Origin of the sequence: Pseudomonas sp. GZD-209 (genome assembly GCF_049310485.1) — a bacterium.
GTDB classification, from domain to species: Bacteria; Pseudomonadota; Gammaproteobacteria; order Pseudomonadales; family Pseudomonadaceae; genus Aquipseudomonas; species Aquipseudomonas sichuanensis.
The window spans coordinates 1-14,585 of the sequence record NZ_JBMOWQ010000046.1; the positions used below are offsets into that span (position 1 = coordinate 1).

The 14,585-nt window shown below is 65.2% G+C and carries 11 protein-coding genes; 3 read left to right on the forward strand and 8 right to left on the reverse strand.

Translation table 11 applies throughout. The features are described from left to right. Positions 1 to 75: 75 nt before the first annotated feature. From tldD to mreB, 8 genes are all read right to left on the reverse strand, one after another. On the reverse strand, positions 76 to 1,515 hold the full coding sequence (gene tldD, locus ACO6VM_RS07025) for a metalloprotease TldD (protein ID WP_401059749.1): 1,440 nt from the start codon (positions 1,513 to 1,515) through the stop codon (positions 76 to 78). 2 nt (positions 1,516 to 1,517) lie between these two features. Then, complete coding sequence (locus ACO6VM_RS07030; RefSeq protein ID WP_125465351.1) at positions 1,518 to 2,369, reverse strand: carbon-nitrogen hydrolase family protein; 852 nt, start codon at positions 2,367 to 2,369, stop codon at positions 1,518 to 1,520. Positions 2,370 to 2,382: 13 nt separating this feature from the next. Beyond that, positions 2,383 to 6,192 (reverse strand): YhdP family protein, encoded by a 3,810-nt coding sequence (locus tag ACO6VM_RS07035; RefSeq protein WP_422402962.1) that lies wholly within the window; start codon positions 6,190 to 6,192, stop codon positions 2,383 to 2,385. An 88-nt stretch (positions 6,193 to 6,280) separates the two neighbouring features. Continuing rightward, positions 6,281 to 7,738, reverse strand: coding sequence for a ribonuclease G (gene rng / locus ACO6VM_RS07040; RefSeq protein ID WP_125465353.1), 1,458 nt, complete (start codon positions 7,736 to 7,738; stop codon positions 6,281 to 6,283). Positions 7,739 to 7,791: 53 nt separating this feature from the next. Further along, positions 7,792 to 8,391, reverse strand: coding sequence for a Maf family protein (locus ACO6VM_RS07045; RefSeq protein ID WP_401059754.1), 600 nt, complete (start codon positions 8,389 to 8,391; stop codon positions 7,792 to 7,794). Between the two features lie 32 nt (positions 8,392 to 8,423). Continuing rightward, positions 8,424 to 8,912 carry a rod shape-determining protein MreD gene (gene mreD / locus ACO6VM_RS07050; protein ID WP_125465355.1) on the reverse strand — a complete coding sequence of 163 codons (489 nt, stop codon included), beginning with the start codon at positions 8,910 to 8,912 and terminating at the stop codon, positions 8,424 to 8,426. Beyond that, positions 8,912 to 9,898: a rod shape-determining protein MreC gene (gene mreC, locus ACO6VM_RS07055; RefSeq protein ID WP_374045899.1), complete on the reverse strand. Its 987-nt coding sequence runs from the start codon at positions 9,896 to 9,898 to the stop codon at positions 8,912 to 8,914. Before mreC ends, mreD begins: the two co-directional genes overlap by 1 nt. A 215-nt stretch (positions 9,899 to 10,113) precedes the next feature. Further along, positions 10,114 to 11,151 carry a rod shape-determining protein MreB gene (gene mreB / locus ACO6VM_RS07060; RefSeq protein ID WP_003255163.1) on the reverse strand — a complete coding sequence of 346 codons (1,038 nt, stop codon included), beginning with the start codon at positions 11,149 to 11,151 and terminating at the stop codon, positions 10,114 to 10,116. Between the two features lie 208 nt (positions 11,152 to 11,359). Between mreB and gatC the strand changes: the two genes are divergently transcribed. Genes gatC through gatB form a run of 3 tightly spaced genes read left to right on the forward strand, consistent with a single transcriptional unit; the run spans position 11,360 to position 14,571 of the window. Beyond that, positions 11,360 to 11,647, forward strand: a complete 288-nt coding sequence (gatC, locus tag ACO6VM_RS07065) for an Asp-tRNA(Asn)/Glu-tRNA(Gln) amidotransferase subunit GatC (RefSeq protein ID WP_110993452.1) — start codon at positions 11,360 to 11,362, stop codon at positions 11,645 to 11,647. Positions 11,648 to 11,662: 15 nt separating this feature from the next. After that, the gene (gene gatA, locus ACO6VM_RS07070) at positions 11,663 to 13,114 is read left to right on the forward strand and encodes an Asp-tRNA(Asn)/Glu-tRNA(Gln) amidotransferase subunit GatA (protein ID WP_401059757.1); all 1,452 of its coding nucleotides are present in this window, start codon (positions 11,663 to 11,665) and stop codon (positions 13,112 to 13,114) included. Positions 13,115 to 13,125: 11 nt separating this feature from the next. Continuing rightward, the gene (gatB, locus tag ACO6VM_RS07075; protein WP_125465358.1) at positions 13,126 to 14,571 is read left to right on the forward strand and encodes an Asp-tRNA(Asn)/Glu-tRNA(Gln) amidotransferase subunit GatB; all 1,446 of its coding nucleotides are present in this window, start codon (positions 13,126 to 13,128) and stop codon (positions 14,569 to 14,571) included. Positions 14,572 to 14,585 lie beyond the last annotated feature (14 nt).

Genomic DNA, 14,585 nt, shown 5'->3' on the forward strand with positions numbered 1-14,585 from the left:
GCCTAGGGCCTACAACCTACAATAGAACCCTCCCCAACACCCCGCCAGCGCCCCCCCCCCCCCCGCGATCGTTCATCAAGCGCCCGTACCGCCCACGGTAATGGCGTCCAGCTTCAGGGTCGGCTGGCCAACGCCCACCGGCACCGACTGCCCATCCTTCCCGCACGTCCCCACACCGCTGTCCAGTGCCAGGTCATTACCGACCATCGACACCCGGCTCATCGCCTCCGGGCCATTGCCGATCAGCGTCGCCCCCTTGACCGGCGCGGTGATCTTGCCGTCCTCGATCAGGTAGGCCTCGCTGGTGGAAAACACGAACTTGCCGCTGGTGATGTCCACCTGGCCACCGCCGAGGTTGGCGCAATAGATGCCCTTCTTCACCGAGGCGATGATTTCCTGCGGGTCGCTCTCGCCAGCACGCATGTAGGTGTTGGTCATGCGCGGCATCGGCAGGTGAGCGTAGGATTCGCGACGGCCGTTACCGGTCACCGCCATGCCCATCAGGCGGGCGTTGAGCTTGTCCTGCATGTAGCCCTTGAGGATGCCGTTCTCGATCAGCGTGGTGCACTCGGTCGGGGTGCCTTCGTCATCGACGCTCAGCGAACCGCGGCGCCCTTCCAGGGTGCCGTCGTCGACGATGGTGCACAGGCTCGACGCCACTTGCTCACCGATGCGCCCACTGAACGCCGAGCTGCCCTTGCGGTTGAAATCGCCTTCCAGGCCATGGCCGACCGCCTCATGCAGCAGCACGCCGGACCAGCCCGAGCCCAGCACCACCGGCAGGGTACCGGCCGGAGCAGGGATCGCTTCGAGGTTGACCAGCGCCTGGCGCAGCGCTTCGCGGGCATAGCCCATCACCCGTTCCTCGGTGAAATAGCGGTAGTCGGTACGCCCGCCACCGCCCTGCCCGCCGCGCTCGCGACGGCCGTTCTGCTCGACGATCACGCTGACGTTGAAACGCACCAGCGGCCGAATGTCGGCAGCCAGGCTGCCATCGGCGGCGGCAATCAGGATGCGCTCCCACACCCCGGCCATGCTCACGCTGACCTGCTGGATCCGCGGATCCAGCGCGCGGGTGGCGGCGTCGACGCGCTTGAGCAACTCGACCTTTTCGGCACGGCTGAGCACATCCAGGGGGTTGTCCGGTGCGTACAGCGCGGTCACGTCCTGGCTGCGGAACGCCTGCACCGTGCCGTTCTGCCCGGCGCGGGAGATCGAGCGGGCGGCGCGGGCGGCCGAGGTCAGGGCTTCCAGGTTGATCGCATTGCTGTAGGCAAAGCCGGTTTTCTCACCGGACTGGGCACGCACGCCCACGCCTTGGTCGAGGTTGAAACTGCCTTCTTTGACGATGCCATCTTCCAGCGCCCAGGTTTCCGAAATCTGGCCCTGGAAATACAGGTCTGCCGCGTCGATACCGGGGCCCGCCAACTCGCCGAGCACCGTCTGCAAGCTGTCGAGGGTCAATCCGCCCGGGGCCAGGAGCTGCTCACTGACGGTGGATAACATCTGGCTCATAGTCACTCCGAGGTCTGCGCAGGCCGCAATGCGTCCTGCGGGAAAAAGCGCCGGTGGGTAACCACCGGCATGCGCGCCCGGATGGACGCCTGTTCTTCGCTGTCGCGCGTGGCCAGCAAGACTGCTTCGCCACGCGCCTGTTGCGCGACGATCCGCCCCCAAGGGTCGACGATCGCCGCCTGGCCGTGGGTTTCCCGCGGCCCTGGATGCATGCCGCCCTGGGCGGCGGCCAGTACATAGCACTGGGTCTCGATGGCCCGCGCGCGGATCAGCACCTCCCAGTGCGCCGCGCCGGTCACCGCGGTGAACGCCGCCGGTGCACTGATCAGCTCGGCGCCGGCAGCGCGCAGGGCGCTGTAGAGCTCGGGGAAGCGCAGGTCGTAGCACACCGACAAGCCCAGGCGCCCCACTGGCGTATCGGCGACCACCACCTGGCTGCCATGGGCGTAGTCATCCGACTCGCGGTAGCGGCCACGGTTGTCGGCCACATCCACGTCGAACAGGTGCAGCTTGTCGTAGCGCGCAGCGATCTCGCCGTGCTCATCGATCAGCAGCGAGCAGGCGTGGGACTTTGCCTCAGGCTGGCCGACCGGTGGCAGCGGCAGCGTGCCGGCGACAATCCATAACTTGAGGTCGCGGGCCGTGCGTTTCAACCACGGCAGGATCGGCCCCTCGCCCAGGGCCTCGGCCCGCCCGATGGCGGCAGCGTCGCGCCGGCCCATGGCCGCGAAATTCTCCGGTAGCACCGCCAGCCGCGCGCCGCCGGCAGCGGCCTGCTCGAGCAGCGCAGTGGCACGTTGCAGGTTGGCCAGCACATCGTCCTGGCTGACCATCTGGATCACTGCTGACGTCATCGCAACCCCGGGCTTATTTATCAAAAGGTTTCACAAAGGTGATTTTAGGCTCTTTCACCGGCCCCTCGACGCGGTAATGCACGCTGGCAAAACGCGCCACACGGTCGCCGATCAGGCGGTCGACCAGGAACAGCGCCCCACCCACCGCCGGCGCACCAATGATCAGCGCGGCGAGCGGCAGGTTGTTGGTTACCGGCAGCGTCACCATCAGGTTGGCGTCGACCCGATCGCGTGCCAGATCCAGGGTGCCATCGAGCTCGAAGTTGCTCGACGGGCCAGTGACGGTGATCGGCTCGCGGGTCACGTACACCCCCTCGCTCGCCACCAGCAGGCCCTTCACCCGGTCGTAGGCCAGGCCTTTGCTGAACAGGTCGGAGAAGTCCAGGCGCAAGCGCCGGCCAATCGAGTTGAAGTTGAGCAGGCCGAACACCCGCAGCGCCTGGGCGCTGCCTTCGACCTCGACGAACTGGCCGGAACGTAGCGCCGCATCGAGGCTGCCCGAATAGCGATTGAGGCTCACCCAGGCAGGCGAACCCGGCCAGCGGCCGTCCACGTCCATGCGGAAGTCACGGCTGGTCACGGTGGGTGCAAAGCCCCAGGCTTTGAGCACGTCGCTCAGGTTCTTGCCGTCCAGGCGCCCCTTGTACCAGCTCGACGTGTTGCCCGGTTCACCTTCCCAGCCGCCGCTGCCGTCGATATGCAGGCCCTTGAGGTCCAGATCGACGTCGCTGAGGGCGATACCACGGGGCACCTGGCGCAGTTTCAGGGTTGCACTGCCGAACAGGTCGTCGCCCCGATACAGCTTGTCGATGGTCAGGTCCAGCGGTGGCACGTTGCGTGGATCGACGCTGGCCAACGGGTCCGGGGCGTTCTCCGGCGCAGTCACACTTGGATCAGCGGGCGGCAGGCGCAGCGATGGCAAGCGGATGGTGAGCGGCACCCCCTTGGCATCGGGAATACGTGCATTGCCAATGACTTCCTTGCTGTCCAGGCGCAGGTCCCAGGCTGGGCCGCTGCGCGCCAGACGCACCACGGCCTGGTTGAGGTCCATGCCGAAAGCCTTGAGCTGGCCGATGCTCAGGTCGACGCCTTGCAGGTTCTGCCGGGCACTGCCGCCTGGGTCCTGGCCGGCCAGGCTCGACATCTGTGCCTGCCAGGGGGCCAGGTCCAGCGTTTCGAGGTGTCCACGGACCCGCAAGCCCTGGCCGGCGGGCGGGTTGGCCTCGCCGCTGCCCAGCAGCAGTTCGCCACGGCCCTGGCCCAGTTTGTCGGCGGGCGCGGCATAGGCAAAGCGGGCCAGGTCTGCATAACCTGCATCGATACGCCGCTCCGGGCCCTGCAACGTCAGGCTGAAGCGGCTGTCGCGGATATCGGAGGCCGCCTTGCCGAATGGTGCCGGCAGGTCGATGGCCAGGCCCTTGAGCGAGGAGTTGACCGTCAGCCGGTTATCGTGGCTGCCCAGCAACAATTGCAACTGGTAGGGCAGGTCCCCTGAAGCGGGCAACGCCTGCTGGAACTGCAGCCAGTCGGTCAGCGCCTTGAGGCCCACCTGGCCATTGGCGGTGATGCGGCTCTGGATCTGCCCGTCCCTGCCTTCGGCGGCAATCTGCGCCGTGACCGGTTTGCCGAACGCCTGCAGAGCAATGTCCTTGCCGCTCAGCCCCTTGTCGTAATCGAAGCTGAAATCACCTTTGAGGCGGCTCAGTTCCAGGGTTGGCGGCGCCACCTTGAGCGTGGCGTTCGCGGTTGCAAAGTCCACCTGCACCTTGGGCCGCTGACCATGTTCCAGGGGAATGTCCAGCTTGACCTTGCCCTTGAGCAGCCCCTCGCCTTCCCAGCCGGCGAAGATCGCCCCCGTGCCGATGGGGGCTTCCTTGAGAATCTTCAGGCCATCGCCGAGGCTGCCGTCGAAATCGCCATCCAGGAAAAGGTGGCTGTGCTGACCCGCGTCGACATGTGGAATGTTGACGCGGACATCACTGACCTTGGTGTCGAGCAGCATGCCACTGCGGGCATTGACGCGAACGCCGGTGTCTTCGATGAATACATCGCCGTCCACCTGCTGCACCTGCGGCCAGCCCGGCTGGAAGTCCAGTGCCGCGTCATGCACTTTGAAGAACAGGCTGATGTCGCGGGCATGTGGCGGCGCGCCGTGGTTGAGCGAACCCTGGTACTGGAAGTAGCCCTCGTCGACGTTGCCCTTGACGATGGCACTGCGCAGCCATTCGTCGAGCGCCGGGCTGAGCACCTCGGGCAGGTACTTGGCGGTGTAGCGGCCGTCACCCTCGGTCATGCCGACACGCAGGTCCATGTAGTCTTCGCGGCCCTCTTCGAACAGCAGCCGGATCAGGAAGTCAGCCGCGATCTTGCCCTCCTCGCCCAGCACCTTGATGTAGGGGGCGATCAGCGTGAAGCCTTCCTTGTCGAGCTTCCAGGTCAGGCGGGCATTGGCTTTCTGGTAATGCCAGGGTTTGGCGAAGATCGGGTACAAGTGCAGCATGAACGCCTCGGTATCCAGGCGCAGCTCGCCCTGACCCAGGTCGCCGCTGATGGCGCCGCTGACGTTACCGGCCGCAGGCGCTCCGTGGTAGGCGTCGAAGCCAACCTTCTCCAGGTTGGCGGCGAACTGCACGCGCTGGTCGCCTTCGGCCTTGGGGCGGATGTCCAGGCGCACATTGCGCAAGGCGCCCGTGACCTTGAGGGCGTCGACCACGGCCTTGAGGTTGTCCGGCAGCGGCGCCAGGGCGTCGATCAACGGGGTCAGGGGCGTCAGCTCGAGGCGATCGGCCTGGACCTGCCAGGACTCCTCGGCCGGCGTCTGTCCCGTGCGCTGCGCCAGTTGCAGGTGAGATTCCCAGCGGGTCTTGCCGATGCTCGCGGCAAGCGAGTCCACGGCCACATCGAAACCTTCGCTGCGGCGCTGGAACCAGGCCGACAACGCCAGGTTGTCGAGGGCGACCGCTTTACGCTCGCTGTAGGCGCCCTTGAGTTGCGGTGCATTCAGGCGCACCACGGCGCTTTGCAGCTGGCCTTGGCTCCAGTCGACCCAGAACTCCCCGCCGGCCCGCAGGGTATCGGCTTGCCACTGGCCCAGCAGGCGCGGCGGCAGCCAGCGCGCCCAGTCGCTCTGTGGCAGGCTGAGGTAGGCTTCCACCTGGCCATCGCGCCAGGCCTTGGCCGTGGCCCGGCTGCGCAGGCTGACGGCCAGCGGCTGGCCATCGGGCAAGGTGGCGCGCAGATCCAGGCTCTGGCGCGAAGCACCGGCCTGCAGGCCGAGGCTGACATAGGTGAGGGTGAGAGGCTCGCGCTGCCACGGGTGCAAGGTAACCTGGCTGTCGAACAGGTCGACCCGGCCCAGCTGGCGCAGGCGCTTGAGGGCATCTGCCGGGTCGAGCGGCGCATCATCCTTGTGCGGCAAGCCTTCCAGGGCCCAGGCGCCCTGCTGGTTTTCACGCAGGATCAACTGCAGGCCACCAAGTTGGATGCGCGCCAGGCGCACTTCACGCGCCTTGAGGCTGGCCCACAGGTCCGGCACCAGCTTGACGTCGTCCAGGCGCAGCGCGGCGGCGCCTTCGCCCAGTTGCAGATCGCGCACCCGCAGGACCGGGGCCAGGCCGCTCCAGCGGCCTTCCAGCGCCCCCACATGCACAGGCAGGCCCAAGGCCTGTTCGGCCTTGAGCTCGGCGTCCGCACGGTATTCGGCGACCAGCGGTATCAGTTGCCGACCGAGGCTGACGTAAAGCGCCACCAGCACCGCCAGCAGGGCGCAAATTGCCAACCCCCAGCGGGTCAAGGCGCTCAGAACGCGGGTCAGACGCTCCATGGCCAAGGCCCTCCAAGTCGTCCACTAACTATGGCCGCTGAATAGCGCTTTGCCAGCCCGTCCCTGGGGCAGATAGGTTCAGTGATGGTCAGAGCAGCACCACATCATATTGTTCCTGGGAATACATGGACTCGACCTGGAAACGGATGGTTCGCCCGATGAACGTCTCAAGTTCGGCGACGTTACCCGACTCTTCGTCCAGCAGCCGGTCGACCACCTTCTGGTTGGCCAGTACCCGATAGCCCTCTGCCTGGTAGGCACGGGCTTCGCGAAGGATCTCACGGAAGATCTCGTAGCAAATGGTCTCGGGCGTCTTCAGCTTGCCGCGCCCCTGGCAGGCGGCACACGGCTCGCACAGCACCTGTTCGAGGCTCTCGCGGGTGCGTTTGCGGGTCATCTGCACCAGGCCCAGCTCGGTGATGCCGATGATGTTGGTCTTGGCGTGATCGCGCTCCAACTGCTTTTCCAGCGTGCGCAGCACCTGGCGTTGGTGCTCCTCGTCTTCCATGTCGATGAAGTCGATGATGATGATCCCGCCGATGTTGCGCAGGCGCAGTTGCCGGGCAATGGCCGTGGCCGCTTCCAGGTTGGTCTTGAAAATGGTCTCTTCAAGGTTGCGATGGCCAACGAACGCGCCGGTGTTGACGTCGATGGTGGTCATCGCCTCCGCCGGGTCGACCACCAGGTAGCCACCGGACTTGAGCGGCACCTTGCGGTCCAGGGCACGCTGGATTTCGTCTTCCACGCCATACAGGTCGAAGATCGGCCGCTCGCCCGGGTAGTGCTCGAGGCGATCGGCGATTTCCGGCATCAACTCGCCGACGAACTGCGTGGTCTTCTGGAAGGTTTCCCGCGAATCGATGCGGATCTTCTCGATCTTGGCGTTGACCAGGTCGCGCAGCGTTCGCAGCGCCAGGCCCAGGTCTTCATAGATCACGGTAGGAGCGCCACAGGTCTTGATCTGCGAGCCAATCTGCTCCCACAAGCGGCGCAGGTAGCGGATGTCCTGGAGAATGTCCTCGGCACGCGCGCCCTCGGCAGCGGTGCGCAAGATAAAGCCGCCGGCGTCCTTCATCTCTTCCTGGGCCATGCAGTCGGTGACCACCTGCTTGAGGCGATCACGCTCGGCTTCTTCCTCGATTTTCAGCGAGATGCCGACATGGCTGCTGCGCGGCATATACACCAGGTAGCGCGAGGGGATCGACAACTGGGTGGTGAGGCGCGCGCCCTTGGTACCGATGGGGTCCTTGGTCACCTGCACCACCAGTGCCTGCCCTTCATGCACCAGCGCAGTGATGGTCTCTACCGCCGACCCTTCGCGCAGGGAAATCTCCGAGGCATGGATGAACGCCGCACGCTCCAGGCCGATATCGACGAACGCTGCCTGCATGCCCGGCAACACCCGGACCACCTTGCCTTTATAGATGTTGCCGACGATGCCGCGGCGCTGGGTGCGCTCTACGTGCACCTCCTGCAGGACACCGTTCTCCACCACTGCCACGCGTGATTCCATCGGGGTGATGTTGATCAGAATCTCTTCACTCATGGCAGGCTCTCGTCAAGGTTTTCGGTAATGATGGATCGCTGCGGGATGGCTGGCTAGCGCGCTGTCGAACCCTCTTGCGGCTGCCAGACAGCAACGGCGAATTGCTCGAGCAGCTCGGCGGTCTCGCTCAAGGGCAGGCCGACCACGGCCGAATAGCTGCCCTCGATGCCGCTGACGAATACCGCGCCCAGGCCCTGGATGGCATAGCCACCGGCCTTGTCCAGCGGCTCGCCGCTGGCCCAGTAGCGCAGGGCTTCTTCGAAGGAGATGGCGCGAAACCGCACCGTGGTGCTGACGCAGCGGCTGATGCTGCGCTGGCCATCGGTCAGCGCCACCGCGGTGAGCACCTGGTGCTCGCGCTTGGACAGGTCGCCGAGCATGGCCAGGAAGTGTTCACGGTCTTCTGGCTTGCCGAGGATTTCGTCGTCGAGCACCACCGTGGTGTCCGCGCCCAGCACCACGCCGTTGCCGTCGGTGTGGGCGAAACCGGCCACCGCCTTGGCCTGGGCCAGGCGCTCGACATAGGCTGCCGGGGCTTCGCCGGGCAACGGGGTTTCATCGATGGGGGCACTGACGACCGTGAACGGCACGCCGATCTGGGTCAGCAGTTCACGACGACGCGGCGAACCGGAGGCCAGGTAAAGTTGAGGCATGTGGACATCTCCCTGTCAGTGGTGGCGCAGCGTCAATGAATATGCAAGCGCACGCGCAAGCCGCGCAGGGCGAAGCTGACCCACGGCCAGAGCAAGGCACTGATCACCGCCGACCAGACCAACGCCAGCGTTGGCAGGCGGTTGCCGGTCAGGGCGCTGAGCCATAGCTGGATCAGCTGGGCGATACCGAAGATCACCAGGATCACCAGGCTCTGCTGCCACATGGGGAACATGCGCAGGCGCTGCTGCAACGACAGCACGAGGAACGTGATGAGGGTAAGGATGAGCGCGTTCTGCCCCAGCAAGGTGCCGTACAGCACGTCTTCGGCCAGGCCCAGCACGAAGGCGGTGGTCATGCCGACCTTGGTGGGCACGGTGAGGGTCCAGAACGCCAGCAGCAACGCCAGCCACATGGGCCGGAAGACTTCCATGAACTGCGGCATCGGCGAGACGCTGAGCAACAGGCCGATGGCAAAGGTCAGCCAGATGGCCCAGCCGTTTCTGCTACGGGTGCTGGCCATTATTGCCTCCGGGGTTGAGCGGGCGCTGCGGCCGGGTGGGCCGGGGCCGTAACGTTTGCGGCAGGTGCCGGAGCTGCGGCGGGTGCGGCAGGCTGCGCGGCATTGGCTGCGGCTGGCGTTGCCGGGGCCGCAGGTGCCTGGCCATGCCCGGCACCCTGGCGGTCGGCTTCTTCCTGGGCAATCGCCGCTTCCGTTGCACGCTCTTCCGGGGTGCGCCGGTCGCTGAACACCAGCAGCATGTAGCGGCTGCGGTTGAGCGCGGCGGTCGGGATGGCGCGGACGATGGCGAATGGCTGGCCGGAATCGTGGATCACTTCGTTGACCGTGGCCACCGGGTAGCCGGCCGGGAAGCGCTGGCCCATGCCGGAGCTGACCAGCAGGTCGCCTTCTTTGACGTCGGCAGTGTCGGCCACATGGCGCAGCTCCAGGCGTTCCGGGTTGCCGGTGCCGCTGGCGATGGCGCGCAGGCCGTTGCGGTTGACCTGCACCGGAATGCTGTGGGTGGTGTCGGTGAGCAGCAGCACCCGCGAGGTGTACGGCATCAGCTCGACCACCTGGCCCATCAGGCCACGGGCATCGAGCACCGGCTGGCCGAGGAACACGCCGTCGCGCTCGCCCTTATTGATCAGGATGCGGTGGGTGAACGGGTTGGGGTCGACACCGATCAGCTCGGCAACCTCGACCTTCTCGTTGACCAGCGCCGAGGAATTGAGCAGCTCACGCAGGCGCACGTTCTGCTCGGTCAAGGCCGCCAGCTTTTGCAGGCGCCCTTGCAGCAGCAAGGCTTCGGTCTTGAGTTTCTCGTTTTCGGCGATCAGCTCGGTGCGGCTGCCGAACTGGCCAGCCACACCCTGCCACATGCGCTGCGGCAGGTCGGTGATCCAGTAGGACTCCATCAACACCAGGCCCATCTGACTGCGCACGGGCTTGAGCAGGTCGAAACGCGAGTCGACCACCATCAGTGCGATCGACATCACCACCAGCACGAGCAGGCGTACGCCCAGCGAGGGGCCTTTGGAGAAAAGCGGTTTAATGGGCCGTTCCTCGCGGACGACTCAGGAAGTCACTGAACATGGGGCAACGCACCGGCCTGCTTGCGGATTGACGGAAAACGACGCCCTCACGGGCGCCAACCCAGCGCATACAGGTAGCACTGCGCGTGCTACCTGTAAACCGGGCGATGAAACGGCAGCGTCAGGGCTCACTCGCTGGAGAGCAGGTCCATCGCGTGCTTGTCCATCATTTCCAGGGCACGGCCGCCGCCACGGGCGACGCAGGTCAGCGGGTCTTCGGCGACGATCACCGGCAGGCCGGTTTCCTGGGCCAGCAGCTTGTCCAGGTCACGCAGCAGCGCGCCACCACCGGTCAGCACCAGGCCGCGCTCGGCGATGTCCGAGGCCAGCTCAGGTGGCGATTGCTCCAGGGCGCTCTTGACCGCCTGGACGATGGTCGCCAGCGACTCTTGCAGGGCTTCAAGCACTTCGTTGGAGTTCAGGGTGAAGGCACGTGGAACGCCTTCGGCCAGGTTACGGCCACGGACGTCGACTTCGCGCACTTCGCCGCCTGGGTAGGCGGTGCCGATTTCCTGCTTGATGCGCTCGGCGGTGGATTCGCCGATCAGGCTGCCGTAGTTACGGCGCACATAGGTGACGATGGCTTCGTCGAAGCGGTCGCCGCCAACACGCACGGACTCGGCGTAGACCACGCCGTTGAGCGAGATCAGCGCGATTTCAGTGGTACCACCACCAATATCGACGACCATCGAACCGCGGGCTTCTTCGACCGGCAGGCCGGCACCGATGGCAGCGGCCATCGGCTCTTCGATCAGGAACACTTCACGGGCACCGGCACCCAGGGCCGACTCGCGAATGGCGCGACGCTCTACCTGGGTCGACTTGCACGGCACGCAGATCAGCACGCGAGGGCTGGGCTGCAGGAAGCTGTTTTCGTGAACCTTGTTGATGAAATACTGCAACATTTTTTCACAAACGCTGAAGTCGGCGATCACGCCATCTTTCATCGGACGAATGGCCGCAATGTTACCGGGCGTACGGCCCAGCATGCGCTTGGCTTCGGTACCGACAGCGACGACGCTTTTCTGGTTGCCGTGGGTACGGATGGCAACAACCGAGGGCTCATTCAGGACGATACCGCGCTCACGCACGTAAATAAGGGTGTTGGCAGTACCCAGGTCGATAGACAGATCGCTGGAAAACATGCCACGCAGTTTCTTGAACATGGGAAAGTGACCCTGGGGAAAGCGTGGGTAAAAAAGTGCGGCAAACTCTAACAATGGCAGGGATTTTGGGCAAGGAGCCAATATGTTAAATTGGCTGTTTTTCCGAGCATGCCTACCGATGATCGCGGCCCTTTGACCGCCAGAATCCTGACATGTTCCTCATTTTGTTAGCGGACAATTCCGTTCATCGTTCCTCCTGGAGATCCCCATGGCGCTGCAACGCTCCGACGTGGAAAAGATCGCCCATCTGGCCCGCCTGGGCCTGAATGAAGGCGAACTGCCACGCATTACCGACGCCTTGAACAGCATTCTCGGGCTGGTCGACCAGATGCAAGCTGTCGACACCACAGGCATCGAACCGCTCGCCCACCCGCTGGAAACCACCCAGCGCCTGCGTCCCGACCAGGTCACCGAGAGCAATCAGCGCGACCAGTACCAAGCCGTCGCCCCATCGACCGAGAACGGTCTGTACCTGGTTCCGAAAGTCATCGATTAAGGGATAGCGCCTGCCATGCATCAATTCACTCTGGCCGAGATCGCCCGCGGCCTCGCTGACAAGTCGTTCTCCTCGGCAGAACTGACTGGCGCGCTGCTGTCGCGCATCAAGCAGCTCGACCCGCAGCTCAACAGCTTCATCACCGTCACCGAAGAGCAGGCCCTGGAGCAGGCGCGCGCCGCCGACGCCCGCCGCGCCGCCGGTGAAACCGGTGCTCTGCTGGGTGCGCCGATCGCCCACAAGGACCTGTTCTGCACCAACGGCACCCGCACCAGCTGCGGTTCGAAGATGCTCGACAACTTCACCGCCCCGTATGACGCCACCGTGGTCGCCAAGCTGGCCGCAGCCGGCATGGTCAGCCTGGGCAAGACCAACATGGACGAGTTCGCCATGGGCTCGGCCAACGAGTCCAGCCACTACGGCGCGGTGAAGAACCCGTGGAACCTGGAACACGTGCCTGGCGGTTCGTCCGGCGGCTCGGCCGCGGCCGTGGCCGCGCGCCTGCTGCCGGCCACCACCGGTACCGACACCGGCGGTTCGATCCGCCAGCCGGCGGCCTTCACCAACCTGACCGGCCTCAAGCCGACCTACGGCCGTGTTTCGCGCTGGGGCATGATTGCCTATGCCTCCAGCCTCGACCAGGGCGGCCCACTGGCCCGTACCGCTGAAGACTGCGCCCTGCTGCTGCAAGGCATGGCCGGTTTCGACGCCAAGGACTCGACTTCGGTCGACGAGCCAGTGCCGGACTTCAGCGCCAACCTGAACGGCTCGCTGCAAGGCCTGCGCATCGGCGTGCCGAAGGAATACTTCGGTGCCGGCCTCGACCCGCGCATCGCCGAACTGGTGCATGCCAGCGTCAAGGAGCTGGAAAAGCTCGGCGCCGTGGTCAAACAAATCAGCCTGCCGAACATGCAGCACGCCATCCCGGCCTACTACGTGATCGCCCCGGCGGAAGCTTCCTCCAACCTGTCGCGTTTCGACGGCGTGCGCTTCGGCCATCGCTGCGAAAACCCCAAAGACCTCACCGACCTGTACAAGCGCTCGCGCGGTGAAGGCTTCGGCGTCGAAGTACAGCGCCGGATCATGGTCGGCACCTACGCCCTGTCGGCCGGCTACTACGATGCCTACTACGTCAAGGCGCAGCAGATCCGCCGCCTGATCAAGAACGACTTCGTGGCCGCCTTCCACGACGTCGACGTGATCCTCGGCCCGACCACGCCAAACCCGGCCTGGAAGCTCGGCGCCAAGAGCAGCGACCCGGTCGCCGCCTACCTGGAAGACGTCTACACCATCACCGCCAACCTGGCGGGCCTGCCGGGCCTGTCGATGCCGGCCGGCTTCGTCGATGGCCTGCCGGTGGGCGTGCAGCTGCTGGCCCCGTATTTCCAGGAAGGCCGCCTGCTCAACATCGCGCACCGTTACCAGCAAGTCACCGACTGGCACACCCGCGCCCCCAACGGCTTCTGAGGAATTCACACATGCAATGGGAAGTTGTGATCGGGCTGGAAATTCATACCCAGCTCGCCACCCAGTCGAAGATTTTCTCCGGCAGCGCCACCACCTTCGGTTCCGAGCCGAACACCCAGGCCAGCCTGGTCGATCTGGGCATGCCCGGCGTACTGCCGGTGCTCAACCAGGAAGCCGTGCGCATGGCGTGCATGTTCGGCCTGGCGATCGATGCCGAAATCGGCCCGCGCAACGTATTCGCGCGCAAGAACTACTTCTACCCTGACCTGCCCAAGGGCTATCAGATCAGCCAGATGGACCTGCCGATCGTCGGCAAGGGCCACCTGGACATCGCCCTGGAAGACGGCACCGTCAAGCGCATTGGCGTGACCCGCGCGCACCTTGAAGAAGACGCCGGCAAAAGCCTGCACGAAGACTTCAACGGCGCCACCGGCATCGACCTGAACCGCGCCGGCACGCCGCTGCTGGAGATCGTCTCCGAGCCGGACATGCGCAGCGCCAAAGAGGCCGTGGCCTACGTCAAGGCGATCCATGCCCTGGTGCGCTACCTGGGCATCTGCGACGGCAACATGGCCGAAGGCTCGCTGCGCTGCGACTGCAACGTGTCGATCCGCCCGAAAGGCCAGGCCGAGTTCGGCACCCGCTGCGAGATCAAGAACGTCAACTCGTTCCGCTTCATCGAGCGTGCGATCAACAGCGAAATCCAGCGCCAGATCGACCTGATCGAGGACGGCGGCAAGGTAGTGCAGGAAACCCGCCTGTACGACCCGAACAAGGACGAGACCCGCTCCATGCGCAGCAAGGAGGAAGCCAACGACTACCGTTACTTCCCCGACCCGGACCTGCTGCCGGTGGTCATCGAGCCCGCGTTCCTCGACAGCGTGCGCGCCGGCCTGCCGGAGCTGCCGCCACAGAAAGTCGAACGCTTCCAGAGCCAGTACGGCCTGTCGGCCTACGACGCCAACGTGCTGGCCTCCAGCCGCGAGCAAGCCGACTACTTCGAGCAGGTGGTGAAGATCGGCGGCGACGCCAAGCTGGCCGCCAACTGGGTCATGGTCGAACTGGGCAGCCTGCTGAACAAGCTGGGCCTGGAAATCGACCAGTCGCCGGTCAGCGCCGAGCAACTGGGCGGCATGCTGCTGCGCATCCGTGACAACACCATCAGCGGCAAGATCGCCAAGACCGTGTTCGAGGCCATGGCCGCTGGCGAAGGCGATGCCGACAGCATCATCGAAAGCAAAGGCCTGAAGCAGGTCACCGACACCGGCGCGATCGACAAGATGCTCGACGAGATGCTCGCCGCCAACGCCGACCAGGTCGAACAGTACCGCGCCGCTGACGAAGCCAAGCGCGGCAAGATGTTCGGCTTCTTCGTCGGCCAGGCGATGAAGGCCTCGAAAGGCAAGGCCAACCCGGGGCAAGTGAACCAATTGCTCAAGTCCAAGCTCGAAGGGTGAACCCAATCGCGGGG

What these genes read in the sequence shown, in the direction of transcription:
- gatC (WP_110993452.1), top strand. Translation starts at nt 11,360, where the DNA reads ATGGCGCTGCAACGCTCCGACGTGGAAAAGATCGCCCATCTGGCCCGC.
- rng (WP_125465353.1), bottom strand. Translation starts at nt 7,738, where the DNA reads ATGAGTGAAGAGATTCTGATCAACATCACCCCGATGGAATCACGCGTG.
- mreB (WP_003255163.1), bottom strand. Translation starts at nt 11,151, where the DNA reads ATGTTCAAGAAACTGCGTGGCATGTTTTCCAGCGATCTGTCTATCGAC.
- ACO6VM_RS07045 (WP_401059754.1), bottom strand. Translation starts at nt 8,391, where the DNA reads ATGCCTCAACTTTACCTGGCCTCCGGTTCGCCGCGTCGTCGTGAACTG.
- tldD (WP_401059749.1), bottom strand. Translation starts at nt 1,515, where the DNA reads ATGAGCCAGATGTTATCCACCGTCAGTGAGCAGCTCCTGGCCCCGGGC.
- gatA (WP_401059757.1), top strand. Translation starts at nt 11,663, where the DNA reads ATGCATCAATTCACTCTGGCCGAGATCGCCCGCGGCCTCGCTGACAAG.
- mreD (WP_125465355.1), bottom strand. Translation starts at nt 8,912, where the DNA reads ATGGCCAGCACCCGTAGCAGAAACGGCTGGGCCATCTGGCTGACCTTT.
- gatB (WP_125465358.1), top strand. Translation starts at nt 13,126, where the DNA reads ATGCAATGGGAAGTTGTGATCGGGCTGGAAATTCATACCCAGCTCGCC.
- ACO6VM_RS07035 (WP_422402962.1), bottom strand. Translation starts at nt 6,192, where the DNA reads ATGGAGCGTCTGACCCGCGTTCTGAGCGCCTTGACCCGCTGGGGGTTG.
- ACO6VM_RS07030 (WP_125465351.1), bottom strand. Translation starts at nt 2,369, where the DNA reads ATGACGTCAGCAGTGATCCAGATGGTCAGCCAGGACGATGTGCTGGCC.